The following is a 24,590-nucleotide window of genomic DNA, read 5'->3' on the forward strand; positions in this document are numbered from 1 at the left end:
GCCTTTAAATTTCTCAGTGACTATCTAATGGATATCTTTTGGGGTGAGGCAATAATGCTGCATAACTTCACCCCTTTCTTAGTAAAAACACTTTTTCTTACTTTTTTATGATTGGAAACTTATACGACCACAAATTCGAGACTCCTTTCAATGACCAAGAACTTCCTAACTGGGCAGATGGATATCTAGATAAATTTTGCGATTTATTTTGGGACAACACCTGGAAAGAAGGCGATGAAGCGATCGCTTCTCTGGAAATAGATATGCTGGCCGACAGATATGCCTATATCAAAGAGGGCATGGCTTTGAGGGCTTTTCAAATTTATAAATTGTATAAAAATTTGGGGTATAAAACCTTCAAAGAGTATTGCCTTAAAGGCTTGAAAAAATCGGTCTATTACGTCAAACGAGTCATTAAAGCTGCTCAAATATCTTGGTCATTGATGCTGGAAGGATTTACCGAATTGCCAGACAACGTATCTCAAGCCCAAAAATTAGCCAGTTCTGCCAGTCAAGTTAGTGAGGAAGTTGATGAGACAGTGAGCTGTTGGCAAGAGGTTCTGGGTAAGGCAAAGCAAGAATCCAAACCCATTACAGCAAATTACATAGAAACTACTATTACTGGGGAAACTATACCGCCCCTCGCTACAGCAAAACTACCCAGAGACGTTTGGGATAAGTTAAAAGCTCAGGCCAAACAACAGGGAGTCAAGCCTGAAAAATTATTAGAAGATATTGTGGGGAATTATTTGGACCCAAAACAAGACTCTGACCCAGAGACTGAAGTAGAATCCGAGCCAGATTCTATAGACAAATCAAAAATCTCTATCTCTAAAACACCTAAGATTAAAGCCTGGGAAAAAGATTTACAGGATTTAGTCCAGGAAAAATATACTAACGAGGTTAACTACGACACAACCACAAACAGTTCCGCAATACCGGAAATTTTTCAATCAGATAGGGATATCTCCTCTGCCAGTAGAGGCCAAGTATGGCGACCTCCGACTTAAGGCCACTGGGAAAAAAACTTACTCTGATCATACTTATAAGAAATTGCCAATAATTCAGGCGTTCGCGGAGCGTGGCGTCAGCCATATTGCTCAATCGGAAAAGTCTCAACCAAAATCAAAACCACAGGCGATGGTTAATGTTGCTTCGGCCTTGGCCAAGTTAGAAAAAAGTTCCAGCACTTAAGACTTAATTTAGCGATCAGGTTATTTTCCCGGAGCGATCACCACATAATTAAAATTTAAGGATTAGTTAAACACAGAAAAAGCAAAAATAGCCAATAATCATGGAATTTCTTAACTTAGTAGAAGCAGAAAAACTAGCACCTTGGCGATCGCCCTTAGCCAGAGCTTTACATAGAAACCGAAGTCTAACTTATGCCCGTTATGTCCAATTAGCAACAGTCACTGCTGAAGGCCAACCCAAAAATCGTACCATCGTATTCCGAGGTTTTTTAGAAGAAACCAATCAGCTAAAATTCATCACTGACAGTCGTAGCAATAAAGTAGAACAAATCGAAAAAAATCCCTGGGCCGAAATCTGTTGGTACTTTCCCAAAACTAGAGAACAATTTCGCCTCACTGGGAAACTCTACCTAATCAAAGCAAATAATCCTGATCCTAAACTTGCTCAAGTCAGAGAAACAACATGGCAAGAAATTTCAGACAATGCTAGACAGCAATTTACTTGGCCTAATCCTGGAGAAAGTAAAGTAGAAATCGGTGCCTTTGAATTGTCCCCACCAAATCCTGCCTATCCCCTATCAAACTTTTATCTATTATTACTAAATCCAACAAAAGTCGAGCATCTAGAACTCAAAGGAGAGCCACAAAATCGTTGGCTTTATCAAATTGATAACTCTAAAACTTGGTCTACTCAAGATATAAATCCTTAAATTCCTTAGCCATAAAAAAATCTTGAATTGCTTAGTCTTGGGGATGACAGCTAGCATAATTAGCAGAAGATGCAGCGTCAGACTTAAGCACAATACACTGTGATAATTTACCTTGTAAATTTTCCACCTGTTGTTCAAGAGAATCAATTCGATCAACCAAAGCACGAATAACCTCAGCCTCAGAGTCAGGCAAACTACCATGCTCTAAAGGATTTACCTTAACTCCAGAACGATATACAACTCTCCCAGGCACTCCCACAACAGTACAGTCAGAAGGAACATCCCTAAGTACTACCGATCCTGCACCAATACGAACATTATTACCAATATTAATATTACCAAGAACCTTGGCACCCCCACCAATAACCACATTCTCACCTAAAGTAGGATGCCGTTTGCCAGTTTCTTTGCCAGTACCACCCAGAGTTACTCCTTGGTAAATTAGGCAATAGTTTCCGACAATAGCAGTCTCTCCAATAACTACACCCATACCATGGTCAATAAAAACTCCTTGGCCCACAACAGCTCCTGGATGAATTTCAATCCCAGTCAAAAAACGGCCTATGTGGGAAATTAAACGAGGCAGGAAAGGAATTTTCAGACTGTACAAACCATGAGCTAGGCGATGAAATATTAAAGCCTGAAGACCAGGGTAGCAAGTAAGAACTTCCAACCAGTTACGAGCTGCAGGGTCTCTATCAAAGATAATTCGGAAGTCAGTTAGAAGGGTATTAAACACGAGAATTTACCATCTTTGCTTGAGCAGATCATTTAACATTATACTTAAGGGTGAATCAAATAAGTTGTTCAATTTTTTTCGGAAAATACTATGTCGTTATTCTTGATAACTGTGGTATTGTTCTTCAGTTGGTTATTCACTTCTATCTTTGTCTTGGAACCAATGGACTTCATGCAATGGCTACATATTCCTCGATGGTTATTTCTGTCAATAATATTGTTAGTTGTTTCTTGGTGTTTAGGAGATTAATTATCGTTATTTATTGATGACTTTATTCTGATTATGGAATTGCATATTAGATATCAAGGATTTTCACTACATTTTGCTTTTGATGAAGCTCTAATATCCAGTCTCATTAATTAGATGTCATAAAAATGCTTTTCTCTATTCTCTTGATAATTTCTCAAAATTATTCCTATTTTTTACTCTGTTATCCATGCTCCGGTATCCCTAACAATTTTTTTATTTGTAGGTATTTAAAAAAGAGGCATGATATAGCAATTAGATTCAACTCTTCATATTTTTTCTGTTATTATACCTCTTCCAATTTTCAAACTAAAAATCAAATAAATGACAATATACTTCGTAAACATTCAGCTATTAGCAGTCAGTGCTTCCCTGCGGGATGCTACGCAAACAGCAATTAGTAATGAATAATTACTTCTCAGATTTAGGAAGGGGACTTTGGCAGTAACTTTGTATTCTTTCTGAATTTCAACGGTTGCTTTTACCTTCTCCAAAATTAATAGCTGATAACTAACGCAGTTCCAACCATAGGAGACTAGCTAATAGCTGACGGCTATTTGCGCAACATTCCACAGGAAATGCTTACTATACTTCTTAATAAAAGTCAAAATTTGCTTTTTTCATTAGACATATCCGAAAAAGAAAAAAATACCGAAAAAAGCCACAAAAAAAAGGGTGCATCTCATATTTGCAAAAATACTTTTTTTCCTATATATTCCCTATTCCCTATTCTATGTTGCCTGTTCCCTAAAAGCAATAAATTTTTGGCTTTATTCTTGCATTGAGATGCACCCAAAAAAAAGGAATTAATTTAAGAATAAAAGAAGAAAAATTCAAAATTAGCCAAAGATAGTAGTTGAACATCTAACAAGATTGTTAAAAGTTTTCAGAGTAGTTCAATAAAGATTCAGATTAAGAGGGAAAAAAATGAGCAAATAGTGAAGACAATATGTGGCTTAGTGAGACTGAACAAAGGAGGGTTAATCAGATAATCAAAAAAGTTGTAAACAAGAAATAAAAAAATCAAATATAAGGGGATACGCGACCCCTCCTAAAATTAAATGACAAGCTAGAAGTCCGAGATTTAAACCCAAGCTTTTAGCGCGCTGAAAACTGAGTGCTATTTGCAGAGCATTCCGGTACAAAAAATGCTGATAGCTAGTTAACTTTGATTACTTTGTTCTGCACTTTGAATTTTTATTTAAACTGCTGTAAAGTCTATCTAATTATCGTTTAACGACTAAAAGACAATTAATCTATTAGTCTATCTAATCATAAATCAATAAATCATGGTGCACGAATTTTCCTTTGCTTTTGGACTACGAAAAATAGAAGATAATAACCTCTCATCTCAAAAACATCAGTCACGCTCAATCTACCGAGCAATTGTGTTAATGCTATTAACCACAACCATAGTCGGTTTACAAGTTAGTCGTCTGGTTCAACTACAATTAATTCAAGGTCAACAGAATAGAGACCGAGCAGAAAACAACCGCATTAGGCCAATTTCCGTCCCATCCAATCGAGGACTAATCCTAGACCGTAATGACAAAGTCTTTGCATCTAATCGTCCCATCCGTTCCATCTATTTATGGCCAAAAGAACAATCCAAAGAGCAATGGAAAATTACTGCAGCAAAACTCAGCACCATAATTGATATACCCGCCGAAAAAATCATTCAAAAAGTAGAGCAGGCTATAAATTCAGGAGAAAAGAATGTAAATATTAGCCATGAAGTGAATCGTGATACTTTTGTAACCTTACAGGAAAGAGCTGCGGAATTTTCCGGTGTAGAAGTGAGGTCGGAATCAACTCGTTATTATCCTCATGGACAATTAGCATCTCATATAATTGGATACCTTGGCGAAGCTACATCAGAAGAACTAAAAGCTAACCCAGAATATCAAATGAGAATGATGGTTGGTAGATTAGGGGTTGAAGCAAGTGCTAATAATTTACTTGGAGGAAAATGGGGTAAGCGTTTGATAGAAGTCAATGCCCAAAATCAGGAAATAGGTAGTCTCGGAGAAATTAAACCTCAAGCAGGAAAGACAGTAAATTTAACTCTTGATATAGACCTTCAGAAAAAAGCAGAAAAAGCTCTAGGTTTTCGTAAGGGAGCAGTAGTTGCTCTAGATGTGAATACGGGGGAAATTTTAGCAATGGCCAGTTATCCCAGATTTAACCCCAATGTGTTTACGAAACCTATGTCTCAAGCCAAATGGCAAAATATTCATAGTCAGGAGCAATCATTTTTAAATCGGTCTCTCCAAGGTTATCCTCCAGGCAGTACTTTTAAAATAGTGACTTCTTCAGCGGCCATGGGGTCTGGAAAATTTTCACCATATTCTCTTGTTTATACCTCTGACTCAATTTATGTTGGAGGTATTAGTTTTAATGAACATAGTGGAGGATATGGTTCAATTGGTTTTAGAAGCGCATTAGCCTATAGTAGTAATACCTTCTTTTATAGAATAGGTATGGCTATTGGACCTCAAGAAATAATTAAATGGGCACATCAGCTTGGTTTGGGTGGTGAAAATTTAAACCTTTTGGGCATACCCGCAACATACAATGGTTTAATTCCTACTGAAGAAGATAAACGTAGGATTTATAATGATGATTGGTATTTGGGTGATACAGTAACTATGGCAATTGGCCAGGGTCTGGTTTTGGTGACACCATTAGAGTTGGCAGTAGCAGTAGCAGCGATCGCTAATGGTGGTAAACAGATTAAGCCTCACTTGTTAGCAAATGAAACGAATAGTCCAAAAATGAAGCCTACTCCCACAGGGTTGAAACCTGAACAGATAAAGATTATTAGAGAAGGGATGATTGATGCAGTTTATTATGGTACAGCACAATCTCTTAATGACGGTACTATTCCTCTGACAGGAGGGAAAACGGGAACCTCAGAAGTAATTGGACAAAGGTCTCACTCTTTATATGTTGGTTTTGGGCCAGCTTATCAGTCAAAAATTGCGATCGCTGTCATTGTGGAGAATGGAGGTTATGGTTCTGTTTCTGCTGCTCCTGTTGCCAAACAGGTTTTTCAAACTTATTTCAGCAAGTATAATGAAGATCAATCAAACTAGATTGTAACTTGGGATTTTATATTTTTGATTGAAGGAAGAAGAAAGAAGAAAGAAGAAAGAAGAAAGAAGAAAGAAGAAAGAAGAAAGAAGGAAGAAGCAAAAATCTTACGTTGTCTGAACAAGAAGTGTTCCTTTGACAAAAAAGAGAATTAATGACTTAAAAACTGGTATTGAAGTCATTAATTATGACTCCTGACTTCTAATACCATGTCCGGTAGCATCGGTATTGTAAGCGTGAAGGTAAGGAAGACCGAAGTTGGAAGAGGGAAGAAGACTTAAAAGCTTGAAAAAACTTAAGTTTCCTGTAGATATTCGCCCTTGATTTTACACAAACGATACCAGCGCACATAACATAATACCATATCCGGTTTACACAGGAGGTTGATTAAAAGGGTAAAGCAGCTATGCTGATGCACTACCCTAATTTGGAAAAAGAATGTTACGAACATAGGACTTACGCACCTCAAGGTATCTTCGTCATTGCGACCCATAGGGAAGAATCTCAACTCGTAGTTTTTCGTACCTCATGCGTAAGTCCTAGAATAAATAATCAGGGCAGTTAAAAGACACCTACAGCAAATGTCACTTGAAATAAAAATATAAATTCTGACCTAATAAATGGTATCAAAGCTTATTCATTCTGACTCCTAAGAAATAACCTAGTTATTTGTACCAAACATTTATCAATTTGGTATAATCCTTTTGTTTGATTTATTGGCGTTGGTGACATCCTCTCCGGCCTGAAGGCGCGGAGATTCCTACTGAACCGTAGCTCTTCGGTGGGTTGACGTTTTGCTGGCGCAAAGCTCCGCTAACACAGGCTGCTGCTAGCTTGACGCTAGTCTTATGCTTGCCTCCACGTCCGTTTAATGTCTCGGACTGCCTGCCCGCGACTAATATATTTATTGCTGTATTCTCGTCTCTGTCGTGTTTGGCACCACAATTAAGGGATTCCCATTCTCGCACTTGAAGGTCTAATTTGCCTCTACGAAAACCACAACATGAACATTTTTGAGTCGTCGCCTCCCAACGACTAATTATTCTCAAATCACGACCATACTTTTCTGCTTTTCCTTCTAAGAAAGTTCTAAATTGTCGCCAACCTAAATCAGATATAGCTCTGGATAATTTGCGGTTTTTTACCATGCCATAAACATTCAAATCCTCTAAAACAACTGTTTGGTTTTCACGAATTATTTTAGTAGATAATTTATGCAGAAAATCTGTCCTTGTATCTTTTAATTTACTATGAAACTTAGCTACTCTAGCCCGTGCTTTTTCATACCTTTTAGACCCTTTAGTTTTATTAGATAATGACTTACTTAACTTTCGATACTTCTTAATCCATTTTTTCAACGGTTTTGGTGCATCAATCTTTGTACCATTGCTGAATGTTGCAAAGGTTTTAATACCTAAATCTATGCCTACTGAATTATCAGTTTTTGGTAAAGCTTCTGGTTGTATTTCTACGACAAAACTAAGAAAGTATCTATTAGCTGAATCTTTAATAACTGTTACTGAGCTAGGCTCACTGGGTAGTTTTCTTGACCAGGCTACTTTCAGCTTTCCAATCTTGGCTAAATAAACTTTATCTTGGTGTACTTTAAACCCCTTCAAGGTAAACCTGGCAGTCTGTTTTGATTTTCTGCTTTTAAATTTGGGAGGTTTTATGGCTTGGCCTTTTTTCTGACCTTTTGTAGAACTAAAAAAGTTTTGATAAGCTTGGTTTAAATCATTCAATGATTGCTGTAATGGCACAACTGAAACCTCTGATAACCATTCTCTATCCTCCACCTTTTTAGCTTTAGTAATAAACTGTTTTTGTAGTTCAGAGTTAGCAGGTTTCTTCTCTCCTAATTTGTATTTTTCTTGACAGCAAGCTAGACTATCATTCCAGACAACGCGGACGCAACCAAATAGCTTTGATAATCGGTATTTTTCTCCCGGTGTTGGATATATACGGTACTTAAATCTAGCTTTCATAGTATGACTTTAAACTAACAATATGATAACATAGTTGTTGAAGAAAAACCAATTTAAAAGTCGCCCTTCTAGGGCGAGGCTTCAAACCCCATTTTTCGGTGAAAAGAGGTATGATCTCATGTCTGGATAAGAGCGTGATAAAACTCTGTGACCTTTATGCCACCAAAAAACTTTCTCCTTCTACTCGGGGTTTCTGATTATTTCTTCCCTCCTAACTCAGTCCTCCTGACTTCCCCTTCTGGGAGGGACGCGTGGGTGGGTTGACTCCTAAAGAATTAAGATAAATATCATACACGCGCTTTACCAACGCTGATTTATTTGAGGAATCAAATAAAAACTATTTAGCTTAACTAGAACTACGGTGATTTATCCTGTTCCTGAAAAGCATTAATTATCTCAACCGAATCTTCCCCTAATCGAACAGTAAAATCAGAACCAATTTCACCAATAGAAGCAGGCTCAATATTACCAAAACCCAAAGCATTTTTCACAACTTCAGCAGACTCCAAATAACCCCCTTGAACAATAATTTGAGTCAAAGGTTCTTTGTCAGGCCAATCAGAAACTACATAAACATTGTAGAATCCTTGATCCCTCAAATATTGAGCAAAATTTGTCGCTGCTTGAGAATTACTAGAGGCATTTTGAACAGCTATTTTAGCCTCTAAAGACAAAGTTTCATTAACTTTTATCGGATAAAATAGATCGTTATAATTAAAATCTTCTAACTTGAAATTAAAATATTGTTCAAGGATTCGGTCTCGACCAGGTTGATCTATAATCCAATAGCTAGTCAAATACTCATCACTAGAACTAGCTCTTCCTGGCAACATTACCATTCTCAAATCATCTCGTTCTAAATCAAGACTAAAACTTACCAAAGCTAACATTTCAGGAAAACTTAAATTAGTATCAACATACTTCAGCATTACCTGAATAATATGAGGCAACCGAGGTAAAACTGCCACATTAGTAACGCGGTTTCGGAGCGCCTTGAGCAAAACTTGTTGTCGTTGAATACGACCAATATCTCCATGAACTTCTTCTCGGAAACGAGCAAATTGTTCTGCTTGTTCACCATTGAGAGTTTGCCAACCAGACTTTAAATCTATTTTTAGCTGCTGAGTATTATCAGTATAAGACATAGGTTGAGGAACAAAAATTTCTATCCCACCAAGTTGTTCCACTAATTCTCGAAACGCTCCCTTACTAACTCGCACATATCGGTGAATCTCAAAACCACTTAAAGTACTCTCTAAAACACTTTCTACGAGTTTTGGCCCACCATAAACATTAGCTTCATTAATTTTAGCAATACCAATTTTGGGAATTAGGACTTGAGTATCTCGTGGTACTGAAAGTAAACTGACAGTCTGAGTAGTGGGATTAGCTTGTACTAATAGTAAAGTATCGCTACGACCCTCAAACACATCTGGAGAATTTTCTGCCACCCCTGAGACTTGGTCAATTCCCATAACCAGAATATTCATCGGTTGTGAGAGTTGGTAAGGCAGACCCTTACGCCATAGGACATCTGAAGTAAATTTCTGGAGTAGTTGGCTGAAAAACTGTGGTTCAACCGGAGCAAATAGAGCAGTTATTGCCCCAAAAGAAGTAGTTGTAGTTCCACTCAACACTAATACAAGTATCCAGAACCACAATTTGTGCCAAATAGACCGGGACTTAGTAGAAGAAGTATTATTCATAATAAAAGTTAAAAGTTAAAAGTAAGATTATTGGTGTAACTATAGCCGTTTGTGTCCAAGTTAATGGCTATAAATGGAATAAATAGGGCTTGCTGATAAGCTATCAAAGTATTGAAATATAAAGGTTTCAGCCTTATTATGTTTAAAAAAAGTCCCAGCTTTTCGGTCAAGAAAGCTCAAAAAACTAGCATTTTGTGCAGACAAGGACAGAAAAATTAAGGGACAATTCTTCCAACTACATCCTCTGTAATTCCCATTTATCCTGACTCGGTCCTCTCCCTCCTGGGAGGGGGAGGGGCGAGGGGTGGGTTGACTCCTACCCTCACCCATAAGACTTTTTCAGCAAACCCTAAATAAAGATATAGACCACTTCTGAATTGGTAATAATTAATAACTGAGTCTAAATGCCAACTACTCAATTCCCTACTTCCTAAAAACTGAGAATTTTGTATTTCACAAACTATTAAACCGCTATAATATTGAAAGTTTTAGAATCTCCTCAAAAAATCAGCAAATGCCATAATTGGGTAATATCATGTCCGGTTGAACAGTTATAAAATAAATAACGACGGAGGAAGACCGACTCAAGAGGACTGAGTCAGGAGGGAAGAAAGAAAAAGGAAGAGGAAGAACAGCAGAAGAAAGAGAAAGTTTTTTGATCACGCTCTTATCCGGACATAATATAACTTGGGAAAAACTGGCAATGAGAATTTAAGATTGAATAGTCTAATCTATTAATTAATCTAAAATCTGATGATACCTGTAATTCTTGCTGGTGGTAAAGGAGAACGTTTTTGGCCCTTAAGTCGAAAGCATCGACCCAAACAGTTTCTTTCTCTGGATGGCAGTGGTAAAAGTTTATTACAAACAACAGCAGAGAGATTACTCTCATTATCTAACAATTGGGATGGTTTATGGGTTGTAACATCCGCAATGTTGGCCGAAGGTGTAGCACAACAGTTACCCCAGATGCCAAAGGAAAATATATTGGCAGAACCAGAAGGAAGGGATACAGCTCCTGCTGTTGCTTGGACAGCTATAGAGACTGCACGTCGTTATGGGGAAGATGCAGTAGTGGGGTTTTTCCCTGCTGACCATTGGATCGGGGAACCGGAAGTATTCCAGAAGACCTTGGAGGCAGCAGCTGAGTTGGCAATGAATCAGGAGGCTATTGTTACCCTAGGTGTGAAACCCTCTTTCCCTTCTACAGGTTATGGATACATTGAACAGGGAAAAGAAGCAGGAAATTTTGGTGGGTTTGATGCTTATAGGGTGGCGCGGTTTACGGAAAAGCCTAACCGAGAGAAGGCTGAGGAGTTTTTAGCAACGGGTCGTTTTAGTTGGAATGGCGGTATTTTTGTGTTCCGGGTGGGGGTCATGTTGGCTGAGTTACGAAAATATGCGCCGACGATGATGACTGTTTTGGAGGCGATGGGTGCTGAGGGTTATTCTCAGTTGGAGAAGAAGAGTATTGATTATGCGGTGATGGAGAAGACTGATAAGGCTTTTGTGTTACCTGTGGCTTTTGGTTGGGATGATTTGGGTGACTGGAATGCTTTGGAACGTTTGGTTAAGGGTGATGGAGTGAATGTGGAGTTGGCTAATCATTTGGGGTTAGATACGGAGGGGTCGATTTTTTATGCCACGAGTGATGATGATGCTATTGTGACTATTGGTTTGGAGGATGTGGTTGTTGTTAGGGATGGGAATGTGACTTTGATTGTGAAAAAGGAGCGATCGCAAGATATTAAGCAAGTTTTGAAGAGTTTGGCTAATCATCCTAAGTTTAAGGATTTATTATAGTAGGAAGGAAGGAAGTAAGGAAGAAGGACTTACACACGGACGCTACCTGTAGGGGCAATTTATGAATTGCCACTACAAAAAACACGGCCTTGATTCAGCAAGGGATGAATCTAGAGCGGATAGAAAGTCTCAAAAATTAAGATATTGAATCAAAGTCTAATCAGCGATTTTGTTACTCTAATATCAAATCCGGTTGAATACTTATTATATAGTTGGCACAGATGGGGAGATGGGGAGATGGGGAGGTAGTCCGATTTAATATTGAAGTGTGGTATAGAATTATAAACATATACTGTATAACCGGATTCTATATAACTCTATATTCTTCGTAATTCCTGTTAGCTTTGGCGCAATTTAAAGCAGCTAAAGCAAAATCAACATTTGTCTTAGCTTGTAGATAATTTAATTGAGCGATCACTAACCTTGCCTCTTCGTGAAGAATTGCATCTCCATCAATTCCAGAAGACTGTAGAGAAAATATTAATTTCTTCTGTTTGGAAACTGTAGCGCTTTGTAGGTTGGGTAGAACGAAGTGTTAACAGAGCTTATCCGTTAGGATAAACCCAACAACAAGCTTGTGTATGTTGGGTTGCGCTATCACTTAACCCAACCTACAGTATTATAACTGCTTACTTCATGGATAGAGAGTTCAAGGGTTTTTTTCTTTTCTAGTAGCGTTCGCGGAGCGTTGCCTCAGCAGTATCGCCTCTCCCCAACTCTGTCGCTTAAAATTTCTCCAGCTTGCGTCTGCCTCGACTTTATCTTTAAGTCATCGAGGTTGCTGAGAGTTAAGTTGATTTTCAAGCATCTGGGAATGTCACTGCTTTTTTTCTCTAAAGGTTGACTCTCTACTTTTGGTATTGATACAGCAGAAGGAACTGGAATTGGAATTAGTTTGTTTGTAATTGCAGTACAGGCGGTGATTGAGGTAGAGAAAATCTCTTCAAAACCACCAATAAAACACCATAATAAACCTTAATTCATTTCCCATTACTTGAGGTATGAGATTTTGGGCAATATTTTCTATTCTTAATAATTCCCTGATACCCAAAAATTTTTGATGTCATTACTAAGGTAAAATTTGCTCTGGGAGAAAGCCATTATCTAACAAAATACTCTCTAAATTTGCACCATTAAAACAAGTTTTGGTTAAATTTTCTAACCCTAAATTATCTCGTTTAGCTAATATTTCTGATTCTTGCGGTTCACAATTTAATAAGTCTGCCATATCCCGCAAACTTCGACGATAAAATAGGGTATAACAAGCATGATAATTAATAATATCTGGATGATAAACTTCTGTAAAAGCAGCAACATAAGAATAACGAGCAATTGCTTCTGGTTTCAATAAATTATGAGCGTGTTGGTCAATGGCAGAAATATCCCAAAGTTCCATATTTCTTTGTCCCAAAATTATCTTTTACGATAGCGCTATGCGCAACTGAGAAGTCAAAAGTAATCTCTGGCTAATTTTTCCCTGTAGTTGAATATTCAAGTTGACAAACTGTCCCTAAAATTAGCAAACTTATCCAAAATTCTCAGATACTAGATTTATCACCAATAGTTTTAGGAAGCAGATAATGACATCTATACAATCTCCCACCTCCTGGCAAATGAGCGATCGCGAACGTGCCAATCTCAAGCAAGTAACAATCTACGATTCAGTTCAATCTCTCTCAGAAATATGGCCACTGGCTGCCAAACATTATAATCAGACCATCGCCCTCCATGACCCCCATGCCAAACCAGAAGTCAAATTTACTTATGCAGAATTAAACCAACAGATTCAAAAATTTGCTGCTGGTTTACAATCATTGGGGGTTGTCCCTACGGAAAATGAAGCGTCAATACCTCCGAGAGTGGCCTTATTTGCTGACAATAGCCCTCGGTGGATGATTGCCGACCAAGGTATTATTGCTGCAGGGGCAGCAGATGTGGTGAGAAGTGGGACTGCAGATATCGAAGAATTGGCTTATATTCTTCAACATAGTGGCAGTGTGAGTTTAGTCGTGGAAAATTTGGCCTTGTTGAAAAAATTGAGCGATCGCCTGCAAGACTTACCTATACATTTAATTATTCTGCTATCCGATGAAGAGCCAAACCCTGACGAAAACCTACCTGTAGTCAAATTTTCTCAAGTCATTGCTACAGGAGAAGACCGCCCCCTGAAACCCACTAAGCAAAACCTGGAAACTCTTGCTACTTTGCTCTACACTTCTGGCACAACTGGCAAACCCAAAGGTGTAATGCTGACTCATGGCAACCTGCTCTATCAAATTAATGTTCTCGGGGCACTTATTCAACCCAATCCAGGAGAATATACCCTAAATATCCTACCGACTTGGCATACGTTTGGTAGAACAGGGGAATATTTTTTACTCTCCCAAGGTTGTACCCAAGTTTATACTAATAAACGTTCTCTGAAAAAAGACTTCCAAGAATATAAACCCCACTATGTGACCAGTGTGCCTAGAGTTTGGGAATTAATTTATGAAGGAGTACAAAAACAACTCAGAGAACAACCAGCCAATAAACAAAAATTAGCTCAATTTTTCCTGGGCATAAGTCAACGTTACATTGAAGCTAGGCGTATTAGTCAAGGATTAGTTTTGCAACTTGACCCACCATCTCAGTCTCAGAAATTGCTGGCTACTTTGCAAAGTTGGGTATTATTACCTCTTCATAGTCTGGGAGAAAAAATCATTTATAAAAAAATCCGCCAAGCTACTGGGGGTCGCCTGAAATTTGCCATAAGTGGGGGTGGTTCTCTAGCGATGCACTTAGAAAATTTCTTTGAAATAGTTGGTATAGGCTTATTGGTAGGATATGGTTTAACCGAAACTTCTCCAGTTTTGACTGTTCGACACTATTGGAACAATCTCCGGGGGTCTGCTGGTAAACCCATTCCAGCTACTGAGATTAAAGTAGTAGATCCAGAAACGAACAAAACTCTGACAGTTGGTAATAAAGGTGTGGTTTGGGCACGGGGGCCACAAATTATGGCTGGTTATTATCAAAATCCCGAAGCTACTGAGAAAGTTATTGACTCCGAAGGTTGGTTTAATACTGGCGATATTGGTTGGATAACTCCAGATAATGATTTGGTATTAACTGGTCGGGCAAAAGATACAATTGTTCTGACTAATGGGGAAAATATTGAACCTCAGCCCATTGAAGATGCTTGTGCCCGCAGTCAATATATTGACCAAATTATGCTGGTGGGGCAAGACCAGAAATTTTTGGGTGCTTTAGTCGTGCCTAATATTGAAGCAGTGGAACAATGGGCTATTCAACTTAATCCTTCAGAATCTCAACCACAGATTGATTGGGAAAGTCAGACGATTCAAGAATTGTTCCGCCAGGAATTGAATCGGGAGGTAAAAAATCGCCCCGGATATCGGCCTGATGACCGTATTGGACCATTTCGCTTGATTCTGGAACCGTTTACGGTAGAAAATGGCATGACAACCCAAACGATGAAGATCAAACGTCCCACTGTCACGGACCATTACCGCGATATGATTAACAAAATGTTTGATTAATGACTTTGGAGATTTTAGATTTTGGATTGAGTATCATCTAGATGTTCTGAAATCTTAAAGTCTAAAATCAATATTCTCGTCCTTATGTGCAAACAAAAATAAACTGACAAGAACAATTTTTATGGAGTATTCTCAAACACAATTACTTTTAAAGCGAGCGATTAACGTTAGAGTAGTCGTTACCCCACGCTGGAAAGAAGAAGCCCAACAACAACTACAAACCCAAATTAATAATTTAGATAGCCAATTACAACAGATTGAAATACAAGGGCAAAAGGCAATTGCTGAAATTAGAAAGCAAAGTGTACAACCTCCAGGCCCTCAAGTACAACAGCAGATTAATAATATACAAGCACAGATCGGCCAAAAGAAAAATGAATTTGTAGAGCAGAAAAATCAAGCTTTACAACAATTACAACAAGTACAAACTTTGGAATTAGAGCAAGAAGTTAGTCAAGGTCAAATTGAAAGTGTATTTACTGCAGATGTAGGAGATAATTTGATCAAGAAAATGCAAGTAGAAGTTCTCCTGCGTGATGGGGTAATTGAAGAAGTGCGAGGTGAGGTTTAGAGGGAAAAAAGAAGGTGATAGGTGTTAGGTGAAAAAAGTTTACTGTCCTATCCAAGACCTATAATCGGGAGGTGGCAGGTTCTAAGTGAGAAAAACGTAGGAATGAGGACTCAATAAAGTCCAGATTTTTTTTGAATAACTCACATAATTTTGAATTTGGATAATTTAACTTGTGTAGATAATAAAATCCTTATTCCTGACTGCGCTACCTACAACCTAAAACCTTCTTACTTAACACCCCAATCATATTGTGGACAACCCTCATGATGATCGGGTTTGACACAAGGGTTGCTCCAAACATTGTTATAGCAGGGAACAGGGAAAAGCGGTGCGAACCCGTGTCGGCGACAGATGTAACAGAAACTGCACCAAGAGAAGGAAAAATGAAAAAAACATTTCCCCGTGTTTGATTCATAATCACTCTATGTCCTAACCAACTCGTTCTTTGCTATAGGTAAAATCTTGTTACCTACAATCTACAATCTACGACCTACGACCTTCCACCTTCTACTTGAAAAAGGTGTTAGGTACTAGATGTTAGGTAAAATCTTGTTACCTACAACCTACCACCTTGCTTGAGAGCGTAGCGACAATTATTTATCAATAAAAAAACAACGGAAAACTAACATGATTAACGAAGTATTCATGCCTGCCCTTAGTTCGACTATGACCGAGGGTAAAATTGTTTCTTGGCAAAAATCCACTGGTGATTGGGTGGAAAAAGGAGAAACAGTAGTAGTAGTTGAATCAGACAAAGCAGATATGGATGTAGAATCCTTTTTCTCTGGATATCTGGCCAATATAATTGTAGAAGCTGGTGATGTAGCAGCCGTAGGGTCTACAATCGCTTTATTGGCTGAAACAGAGGCAGAAATTGAAACAGCCAAACAGCAAGGAGGTGCTACAACCAAGCAAGAAACTGCTCCCGCTGCTTCTACTGCTGCAACTGCCGTTGCTACAGCCCCCTCTTCTGTCACAACAGAAACAAAAGAGAACAACGGTCGCCGTAATGGACGGATTATTGCTTCCCCTCGTGCCCGGAAGTTGGCCAAAAAATTGAAGGTAGATTTAAGTACTCTCAAAGGTACTGGCCCTCATGGTCGAATTGTGGCAGAAGATGTAGAAATGGCAACAGGTAGTACTCCAACTTCAGTTGCTGCATCTGCGAAGACCGCGACTCCCGTTATTCCTACTCAACCATCTATTCCTACTGCCCCACCTCCACCATCTGCACCTCCAACTCCGATAACTCCTGGACAAGTTGTCAAGATGAATACTCTGCAAAATGCAGTGGTGCGAAATATGATGGTCAGTTTATCTGTGCCTACTTTCCATGTTGGTTACACGATCGCTACAGATAACTTAGATGGGTTGTATAAACAGATTAAGTCTAAGGGTGTGACGATGACTGCGATGTTAGCAAAAGCCATAGCAATGACTTTGCAACAACATCCTTTATTAAATGCTGCTTATGTGGAAGGAGGTATTCAGTATCCTTCTGGGATTAATATTGCAGTGGCAGTGGCAATGCCTGATGGCGGTTTGATTACACCAGTATTGCAAAATGCTGACAAAATGGATATTTATTCTTTATCTCGCACTTGGAAAGGTTTAGTAGAAAAGGCGCGGGCAAAGCAGTTGCAACCGGATGAATATAGCACTGGTACGTTTACTCTTTCTAACTTAGGAATGTTTGGAGTAAATCAGTTTGATGCAATTTTACCACCTGGTCAGGGTTCAATTTTAGCGATCGGTGCATCTCAACCCCAGGTAGTAGCAACTGCTGATGGGATGATTGGAGTTAAGCGACAAATGCAGGTAAATATTACTTGCGACCATAGAATTATTTATGGTGCTGACGCTGCTGCTTTCTTACAAGATTTAGCAAAATTGATTGAAACTAACCCCCAGTCTTTGACTATGTAGGTGAGTAACGAGACACTGGTGGCATTGAGTTTTATGCCATCAGTGATAGCGCTGTGCGTAGGCAACAGCTCATCTGGCAACAGGGGGAATGAAAAACCGATTATATCAGACTTTTAGCTATTGGATACCTCCTGTAATTTGTAAATATCCCAGCGCACATTGCTGTACTCCCCATCTCCCTACACTTCCCCATCTCCCCACACTCCCCACACTTAGGGTGGTGCTTTGGGGCTGAGAATAACAACATATTCCCCGCGATCGCTCTGCTGAATAAAGACAACGGGAGGATGAGCATTTGGTGGAGCATTTTTTGGCAAAGAGGGGAATATGTAATATTGACCATCTCTATCGATTAGCAGTCGCCACTGGCAACAAAACAATCAACAATTACAAGCTCTCTATGCCAAAATAGAAGATGAATGGAGTACCCAACTTTCCGAACAAATTAACCAGTTACAAGCAGAAACCAACCAACTCGCTACCGACATTACCAATAAATACCCAGAAGTTGCCGAGCTTTTTGAATTCAAACCCGAAGATATTGACAAACTCAAAGCCAATATTGCACCGGATACCGTTGTTATTCAACCTGCTCTTTTAACTGGTATTGCAAATGTTCCCGATAGCATCGCCATATTCCTTGTGATCAGAGACAAACCCACCATAGTCAAAAAAGTACCCATCGATGCCGAAGAATTCGATCACCTTCTCACCGAATATCGCGCCCAACTAGAAAACCCCAACGATGACTACCATGACCTTAACCAAGAAAAACTCTACGACTATCTCATTCGTCCCATGGAAACAGAAATAACAGCTTATTCTCCCAAACAACTCGCCATTATTGCCACGGGAAAACTCCGCTATATTCCCTTTGAAACCCTCTACGACAAAGAATCAGTCAAAGATTGAAATCCATGGCTTGGCTGTATCTTGCCTGTTGCCTGTTGCCTGTTGCCTAAAACCTAGAATTTTGTACCTCACACTTTTTGGGAATTCCTATACCAGGTCTAATTAATTAGAGATCATAAAAATGCTCTTCATCAATTATCTTGAAAATCTATCAAATTTCCCCTGACTCTGTAGGGACGTTGCATGCAACGTCCCTACCTTCCTACTCCCTGTTTCCTATAGACAAAATATAAAAATTAATGTAAACTTAATGTTTTTACCAACAGAGTTTAAATCAGCGGAAAATCAATCATGAAAGCAGTTGTCATGACATCACCAGGAGCGCCGGAAGTTTTACAAGTGCAACAAGTTACTGACCCTGTAATTGAAAATGACCGAGAAATATTAGTACGTTTAAAAGCTGCCGGAGTAAATCCTATTGATACAAAATTACGCACTCGTGGCACTTTTTTCCCAGATCAAAAACCAGCTATTTTAGGATGTGATGGTGCCGGTATTATAGCAGAAGTTGGTAAAAATGTAGAAAATTTTCAAGTGGGAGATGAGGTTTATTTTTGTCATAGTGGCATCGGAGCAACTCCTGGAAATTATGCTGAATTGACTGTTGTTGATGAAAGATTTGTGGCTAAAAAACCAACTTCTTTAACCTTTGTTGAAGCTGCTGCTGCACCTTTAGTTTTAATTACTGCTTGGGAATCTTTGTATGACAGAGGAAAATTAGAAGCTGGCAGAAAAGTGTTAATTCATGGTGGTGCAGGTGGGGTTGGTCATGTGGCTATACAGTTAGCAAAATTACAAGGCACTGAGGTTGCTACTACTATTAGTTCAGAAGAAAAAGCAGATTTTGTCAAAAGTTTAGGTGCAGATTTAGCGATTTTTAAGAATACAGATTTTGTGCAGGCCGTGTTAGATTGGACGAATGGGGAAGGGGTAGATTTAGCTTTTGATACTGTTGGTGGAAAAGTTTTTTATGACACTATTCCAGCAGTGAAAGTTTATGGCGATATAGTGACAATTTTAGAACCGGATACTAACTTAGGAAATTTGAAGATTGCTAGGCAAAGAAATCTGCGAATAGGGTTGGAATTAATGTTAACTCCAATGATGAAAGGTTTGATGGAAGCTCAAGTAGACCAAGCTAACATTTTGCAACAGTGTGAGCGGTTATTTGACCAAGGAAAATTAAATATTCATGTGAATAAAACTTTTGCTTTAGATGATGCAATAGAAGCACATCGAATGTTGGAAGCAGGGTCGATGGTTGGTAAAATTGTTTTGACTATTTAGCCACTACGCGGAAGTCAAAAGTCAAAAGTCAAAAGTAGGGAATAGGGGACAATTTAATAGGTTCTCAAGATAATTGATAAGAGCATTAATATTTACGTTTAATTAATTAGACTTGATATTAAATTTAGGATAAACAAAGACAAGATATCTGCTCCTAAAACTGTCTGAATATTATCTAAATTTTCGAGTTATTTTTGATTTGATTGAGAAGAATTTTAATTATTAAATGGCAAGTTTTATTGGAAATTAAAAGGCGTAATTTCAGTTATCAGTTATCAGTTAACAGTAGCTTCTGGAATAGGGAAGCTTGAAAATACGGAATTTTCTTTTCTTTATCCCCTTGAAAAGGGAGGCTTGAAACCTAATTTTCTGGTCAATAGTTAAGGCTGACTCAAAAATAGCTAAATATAACCAATACTAATTTATCTGATTGTTTTTCATAATAGTACAGCCAAAAAAATTTAGCTTGATCATGGCATATTTGCATAATTCTCCATCATTAACTAATTTATAGGTCAATTCAGAATTTAAAAGTTATAGCAAATGCCATTACTATTAGAACTTATAGAATATTTCAAACAAGGCAAGATTGACCTTCTTCTTTCTTAGTTATCCCTTCTCCTTTTTTCTTTCTTGCTTATACCCTATATCTTCTTCCCTCTTCCCTCTTCCTTCTTCCTTCTTCCTTCTTTAAACGTCGCTAGACTAGAAAAATATTGTTGGTAAATAGCGTATAATACTACAAGTTAACTTGAGGAGAAATTCCAAACATGACACGAGCTATCATGGAAACTGAAAAGGGAATCATTAATCTAGAATTATTTGATAATGATGCTCCTAATACTGTGAAAAATTTTGTTGAACTAAGTGAAAAAGGATTTTATGATGGCTTAAATTTTCATCGTGTTATTCCTAATTTTATGATTCAAGGTGGTTGTCCTAACGGTACAGGAACAGGTGGCCCTGGTTATAAAATTAAATGTGAAATTAATAATAATAAACATTTGGCCGGAACTTTATCAATGGCTCATGCTGGTCGCGATACAGGCGGTAGTCAATTCTTTATTTGTCACTCTCCCCAACGTCATTTAGATGGTGTTCATACAACTTTTGGCAAAACAGAGGATATGGATGTTGTAAATGCTATTAGACAAGGTGACAAAATTCTTTCTGTGAAGATTGAAAAGTAGTTTTTCTCTGTTGATAAATTGAAGAAAATAGGGAGTGGGGTAGAGAAAGAAAATACATTTCAAAACCTTTCCTAATTAGACCAGTTTGATCTAGTTGTAGCTCTTTATTTATTATTATTAGACTAGGGATGTTTTGTGGAATGTCCCTACTTTTTTATCTCAGGACGGAATGCTGTGCAAACAGGCAGAGGTACTGATAACTGATAACTGATAACTGATAACTGATAACTGAAATGACTCCTTACTCCTTAAAATAACCAAGAATCAAAGTAATTAGCAGGTGAAGCAGTATCCTGGAGAATTGAAACTTGGTCTAAATTTAAATTTGATAATTCATCAATCATTTTTATCTCATTTGCTCTGTCAACTAAGGGAAAAGAAAATTGATGATAATCTTGAATAAATTGAGCTTTTTCTCTAATTTCTGCTTTATTCACAGGATAACTGCGAGTACCAATAATAATTGTATTTTTGCCGCTCGTATGACAGATATAAATGGAAGGAAAGACAGTTTTAATAGTTTTTATATACTCTGCTTCAAAGTCATTACTTTTTAAGGTATTTACGACTATAACCCCAGACTTTGATAGATGGCGATCGCACAGCTCATAAAATTCTTTAGTAGCTAAATTATAAGACATATAGCCATTACCAAAAGCTACATCAATCATCATAATATCATACAGATTATCCCGGTCTTGTTGTTCTAAATATTCTCTACCATCCTGAATTTTTACCTTTAATCTGTCATTTAATTCTACCCCAAAAAATTTCTGAGCTATTGACAATATACTCGCATCAACCTCTGCACATTCAATTATTGTATCTGGAAAATAATGGTGAAAAACTTGAGGAATACTACCCCCTCCAAAACCTGCTATATAAATTTTTTGTGGTTGACTATTCCAGACCAAAGCTAACATCATTGCTTGAGTATAAGGAAAAATTAAATATGTGGGATTATCCAAATTAAGTATAGATTGAACCCAATTCATTTTTAAAGTTACTTGTTCTACTAATACCAATTGAATGATAAATTTGATTTTTTTTATAGTTAAAAAATGTATGCCAGAAGGTTGAGAAAAAATTATTCCATCTGGTTGTTCGTATACCCAAGAAATTCTTTGCTTAATCGCTTCTAAATTTTTAGTTTGCCAATATTTTTGATTATTCATTGTAATGGTCGTACATTGTCATTATATTTGTTACCAGAACAGTGGGAGCATCTAGCTCCCGTGCCAGGTATTCCTTTTTACTATTTACCATTACTATGCAGGACTACCCAATATTTTTATACCTAATTAAACAGATTTAATATAATACAGGAGATTCCACTTAAGTAAGGTACACCCATCGCGGGCAAGATGCCCGCACTTGCATTCATTCAATTGTTAATCTCTGTACTTCTTATACGAGGAATTTGCTATATAATTTCTCAAAAGTCGTGCATTGAGTTTACTCCAACTTCTTCTTTAATATTAGAAATTTCTAATTCCTAATATCATGTCCGGATAAGAGCGTGATCAAAAAAACTTTCTCCTTTTCCTCCTCTTATTCTTGCTTCTTGCTTCTTTCTTCCCTCCTGACTCCTGACTCCTGACTCCTGATCCTAATTTACTTAATACAATTCATATTTCAATAAAGTACAAGGAATTGCTCCATTATAAACAGGAATTCTCCGAGAAGTTCTTAACCCTACTTGTTTAGATAATTGTTTATTTCCTGTCAAAATAAATGCCGTCCATCCAGTAAAACGTTGTTTAAAAATATCCCCCAACATTTTATAAAGTTCACCCAACTCTTCCACTTCTCCTAAACGTTCGCCATAAGGAGGATTACAAATAATAATCCCTCGATCTGCGGGAGGTTTTAATTTAGATAAATCCGTTTTAATAAACTTAATTTTATTTGCAACTCCACATCTTTCAGCATTAGTTCGAGCTTGAAAAAGCACTTCAGGATTTCGATCACTACCGACAATTATGGATTTTAATTCAGTTAATTGACTATTTTTAGCCTCTGTTAATAAATCTTGCCAAAGAGACTTGTCAAAATCACGCCAGTTCATCAAAGAAAATTTATTTCTCAAAAGTCCCGGTGCAATATTTAATGCTTTTAAACTTGCCTCCAAAGGTAAAGTTCCAGAACCACATAAAGGGTCTAAAAAAGGTATATCTGGAGAATATTCTGCCATTTCTAAAATCGCTGCTGCTAAAGTTTCTTTCAGAGGAGCAAACCCCATTGCTAGACGATAGCCACGCTGATGTAAACTACTACCAGAACTATCTAAACTGAGGATACAACTATTATTTTGAATATGAGCATTAATCAATATATCAGGATTTTTAGTATCGATATTTGACCTGTAGCGAAACTTTTCTATTTGTTGTTCAGTAATTGCATCTTTAATTTGCAGAGCCGTATAATGAGTATGCTTTAGTTTTTCATTAGTTCCCGTACAACTAACTGCTAATGTATTTTTAGGAGATAAATATCGCTGCCAAGAAATTTTTTTTACCTCTTTATAAAGTACTTCTCGGTTAACACATCGAACTTCAGCAATAGGAAATAAAACTCTAAAAATAGTCCTTGACCAGAGATTAACTCGATAAAGTAAAGTCTTATCCCCTGTAAAACTTACCCCAGTAAATTCTGGAGAGACATTTTTAGCTCCTAAACTTTTTAATTCTTGGGCAGCAATAGCTTCTAACCCTTTGGCCACCTTGGCATAGTATTGATTCATTAGATTTTTGATAAAAATATAGCAATGTGCGCTAGCATATTTACAAATTACAAGAGGTGTCCAATAGCTAAAAGTCTTATTATCAGATTTTTATTCCCCCTTCCGGAGCTGTTGCCTGCGCACAGCGCTATAACTCAAAAGCGCCGAGACCCAGCACCGACGTTTTACACTTCGCAGAGTAAAGAAATTTTAATGTAGTCGAAACCATTGAGATTGCTTCCTTCCACTACATTCCAGTTGCAATGACATAGTTTTCAACAATTAATAATTAATAATTAATTATTAATTATTACCTCTCCTTGAAAAGAAGAGGATTAACGCAGTAGGGAAAATTTTTTCTTTTCTCTTGGTGGATGGTCGGCCAGCGAGGAGACCCGAACAGTGACAGAGCCGCTTCGCTTTACATGTTGCGGAGCAAAACGCCATCCCACCCTACGGGAAGTTCCACTAACGACCGCTTTTCTCCTTTAAGGGAGAGGCTTTAAACCTTAATTATTCAGCAAATTTTCCAGCTTACTTACTTAGTTTATTTTACTTCCATTTTTGTAAGAGTGTTATTACTTTTTACATAAGTAATCATATTTATCTTTTTTTCCTTCTTCCTTCTTGAATATTTTTTATATTTACAGGACTTCCTACTGCCCATGAGGTAGATATTTAGTAGGGAAGATACCCACACCATAAGAGTTTTACTATTCACACCTTGTACATCATTTTTCCGAAATATGGTGTATATCTTTTTCTCCGTTTTTCCCTTTTCCTTCCTTAACATTGCGTTGCGTTGGTAATTTGAGGTATGATATCATGTCCGGATAAGAGCGCTATAGAACCCCTAACCGTATCTTCATATAAATATCAAGTTTTTTTGACTAGGAGACAGCTATACTGGAGACAGGAGACAGAAGGTAAGAGAGAAAAGGTTAAGAGGGAAGATTTGGGGAGAG

Annotated in this window: 20 protein-coding genes; 12 read left to right on the plus strand and 8 right to left on the minus strand. The window is 37.7% G+C overall.

Annotation, left to right across the window (positions count from 1 at the left end; translation table 11 throughout):
* Positions 1-107 precede the first annotated feature (107 nt).
* Both F6K27_RS16465 and F6K27_RS16470 read left to right on the plus strand, forming a co-directional pair.
* Positions 108-1,010, plus strand: coding sequence for a hypothetical protein (locus tag F6K27_RS16465; protein ID WP_287277541.1), 903 nt, complete (start codon positions 108-110; stop codon positions 1,008-1,010).
* Between the two features lie 284 nt (positions 1,011-1,294).
* Positions 1,295-1,903: an Npun_F5749 family FMN-dependent PPOX-type flavoprotein gene (locus F6K27_RS16470; RefSeq protein ID WP_124147663.1), complete on the plus strand. Its 609-nt coding sequence runs from the start codon at positions 1,295-1,297 to the stop codon at positions 1,901-1,903.
* Between the two features lie 31 nt (positions 1,904-1,934).
* Here F6K27_RS16470 and cysE read toward each other — a convergent pair whose 3' ends face one another.
* Complete coding sequence (cysE, locus tag F6K27_RS16475) at positions 1,935-2,642, minus strand: serine O-acetyltransferase (protein WP_287277542.1); 708 nt, start codon at positions 2,640-2,642, stop codon at positions 1,935-1,937.
* Positions 2,643-2,732: 90 nt separating this feature from the next.
* On the opposite strand from cysE, the gene F6K27_RS16480 reads away from it, so the two are divergent.
* Both F6K27_RS16480 and mrdA read left to right on the plus strand, forming a co-directional pair.
* Positions 2,733-2,891: a hypothetical protein gene (locus F6K27_RS16480; RefSeq protein WP_161564746.1), complete on the plus strand. Its 159-nt coding sequence runs from the start codon at positions 2,733-2,735 to the stop codon at positions 2,889-2,891.
* Between the two features lie 1,286 nt (positions 2,892-4,177).
* The gene (mrdA, locus tag F6K27_RS16485) at positions 4,178-5,983 is read left to right on the plus strand and encodes a penicillin-binding protein 2 (RefSeq protein WP_287277544.1); all 1,806 of its coding nucleotides are present in this window, start codon (positions 4,178-4,180) and stop codon (positions 5,981-5,983) included.
* Between the two features lie 711 nt (positions 5,984-6,694).
* Here the strand turns inward: mrdA and F6K27_RS16490 are convergent.
* Positions 6,695-7,966, minus strand: a complete 1,272-nt coding sequence (locus F6K27_RS16490) for an RNA-guided endonuclease TnpB family protein (protein WP_287277547.1) — start codon at positions 7,964-7,966, stop codon at positions 6,695-6,697.
* Between the two features lie 356 nt (positions 7,967-8,322).
* A complete protein-coding gene (locus F6K27_RS16495) occupies positions 8,323-9,672 on the minus strand; it encodes an LCP family protein (protein WP_287277549.1) in 1,350 nt (449 codons plus the stop codon).
* A 753-nt stretch (positions 9,673-10,425) separates the two neighbouring features.
* On the opposite strand from F6K27_RS16495, the gene F6K27_RS16500 reads away from it, so the two are divergent.
* Positions 10,426-11,475, plus strand: a complete 1,050-nt coding sequence (locus F6K27_RS16500; protein ID WP_287241068.1) for a mannose-1-phosphate guanylyltransferase — start codon at positions 10,426-10,428, stop codon at positions 11,473-11,475.
* Between the two features lie 1,069 nt (positions 11,476-12,544).
* Here the strand turns inward: F6K27_RS16500 and F6K27_RS16505 are convergent.
* Complete coding sequence (locus F6K27_RS16505) at positions 12,545-12,871, minus strand: hypothetical protein (RefSeq protein WP_192901051.1); 327 nt, start codon at positions 12,869-12,871, stop codon at positions 12,545-12,547.
* Positions 12,872-13,055: 184 nt separating this feature from the next.
* Between F6K27_RS16505 and F6K27_RS16510 the strand changes: the two genes are divergently transcribed.
* The 4 genes from F6K27_RS16510 (at position 13,056) to F6K27_RS16525 (ending at position 17,514) form a co-directional block, all read left to right on the plus strand.
* Complete coding sequence (locus F6K27_RS16510; RefSeq protein ID WP_287277550.1) at positions 13,056-15,017, plus strand: long-chain fatty acid--CoA ligase; 1,962 nt, start codon at positions 13,056-13,058, stop codon at positions 15,015-15,017.
* A gap of 121 nt (positions 15,018-15,138) precedes the next feature.
* Positions 15,139-15,588 (plus strand): YlqD family protein, encoded by a 450-nt coding sequence (locus tag F6K27_RS16515; protein WP_124143642.1) that lies wholly within the window; start codon positions 15,139-15,141, stop codon positions 15,586-15,588.
* Positions 15,589-15,836: 248 nt separating this feature from the next.
* Positions 15,837-15,998 carry a hypothetical protein gene (locus F6K27_RS16520; RefSeq protein WP_287277552.1) on the plus strand — a complete coding sequence of 54 codons (162 nt, stop codon included), beginning with the start codon at positions 15,837-15,839 and terminating at the stop codon, positions 15,996-15,998.
* 217 nt (positions 15,999-16,215) lie between these two features.
* Entirely contained in the window at positions 16,216-17,514 is a 1,299-nt protein-coding gene (locus F6K27_RS16525) for a dihydrolipoamide acetyltransferase family protein (RefSeq protein WP_287277554.1), read from the plus strand.
* A 212-nt stretch (positions 17,515-17,726) separates the two neighbouring features.
* On the opposite strand, the gene F6K27_RS16530 is transcribed toward F6K27_RS16525, so the two are convergent.
* Both F6K27_RS16530 and F6K27_RS16535 read right to left on the minus strand, forming a co-directional pair.
* Complete coding sequence (locus tag F6K27_RS16530; protein ID WP_287277556.1) at positions 17,727-17,894, minus strand: hypothetical protein; 168 nt, start codon at positions 17,892-17,894, stop codon at positions 17,727-17,729.
* A gap of 18 nt (positions 17,895-17,912) precedes the next feature.
* Positions 17,913-18,044 (minus strand): hypothetical protein, encoded by a 132-nt coding sequence (locus F6K27_RS16535; protein ID WP_275670298.1) that lies wholly within the window; start codon positions 18,042-18,044, stop codon positions 17,913-17,915.
* Positions 18,045-18,156: 112 nt separating this feature from the next.
* Here F6K27_RS16535 and F6K27_RS16540 point away from each other — a divergent pair, with 112 nt between their 5' ends.
* The 3 genes from F6K27_RS16540 to F6K27_RS16550 all read left to right on the plus strand — a co-directional run bounded on the left by F6K27_RS16540 (position 18,157) and on the right by F6K27_RS16550 (position 20,903).
* Positions 18,157-18,426, plus strand: coding sequence for a hypothetical protein (locus F6K27_RS16540; RefSeq protein ID WP_287277557.1), 270 nt, complete (start codon positions 18,157-18,159; stop codon positions 18,424-18,426).
* A 291-nt stretch (positions 18,427-18,717) separates the two neighbouring features.
* Positions 18,718-19,713 carry a zinc-dependent alcohol dehydrogenase family protein gene (locus F6K27_RS16545; protein WP_287277559.1) on the plus strand — a complete coding sequence of 332 codons (996 nt, stop codon included), beginning with the start codon at positions 18,718-18,720 and terminating at the stop codon, positions 19,711-19,713.
* 770 nt (positions 19,714-20,483) lie between these two features.
* Complete coding sequence (locus F6K27_RS16550; RefSeq protein ID WP_124143645.1) at positions 20,484-20,903, plus strand: peptidylprolyl isomerase; 420 nt, start codon at positions 20,484-20,486, stop codon at positions 20,901-20,903.
* A gap of 248 nt (positions 20,904-21,151) precedes the next feature.
* On the opposite strand, the gene F6K27_RS16555 is transcribed toward F6K27_RS16550, so the two are convergent.
* On the minus strand, positions 21,152-22,078 hold the full coding sequence (locus tag F6K27_RS16555) for a spermidine synthase (RefSeq protein WP_287277562.1): 927 nt from the start codon (positions 22,076-22,078) through the stop codon (positions 21,152-21,154).
* 443 nt (positions 22,079-22,521) lie between these two features.
* Entirely contained in the window at positions 22,522-23,646 is a 1,125-nt protein-coding gene (locus F6K27_RS16560) for a class I SAM-dependent RNA methyltransferase (protein ID WP_287277563.1), read from the minus strand.
* Between the last annotated feature and the right edge of the window lie 944 nt (positions 23,647-24,590).

This window comes from Okeania sp. SIO2F5 (assembly GCF_010692685.1).
In the GTDB taxonomy this organism is placed as follows: Bacteria; Cyanobacteriota; Cyanobacteriia; order Cyanobacteriales; family Microcoleaceae; genus Okeania; species Okeania hirsuta.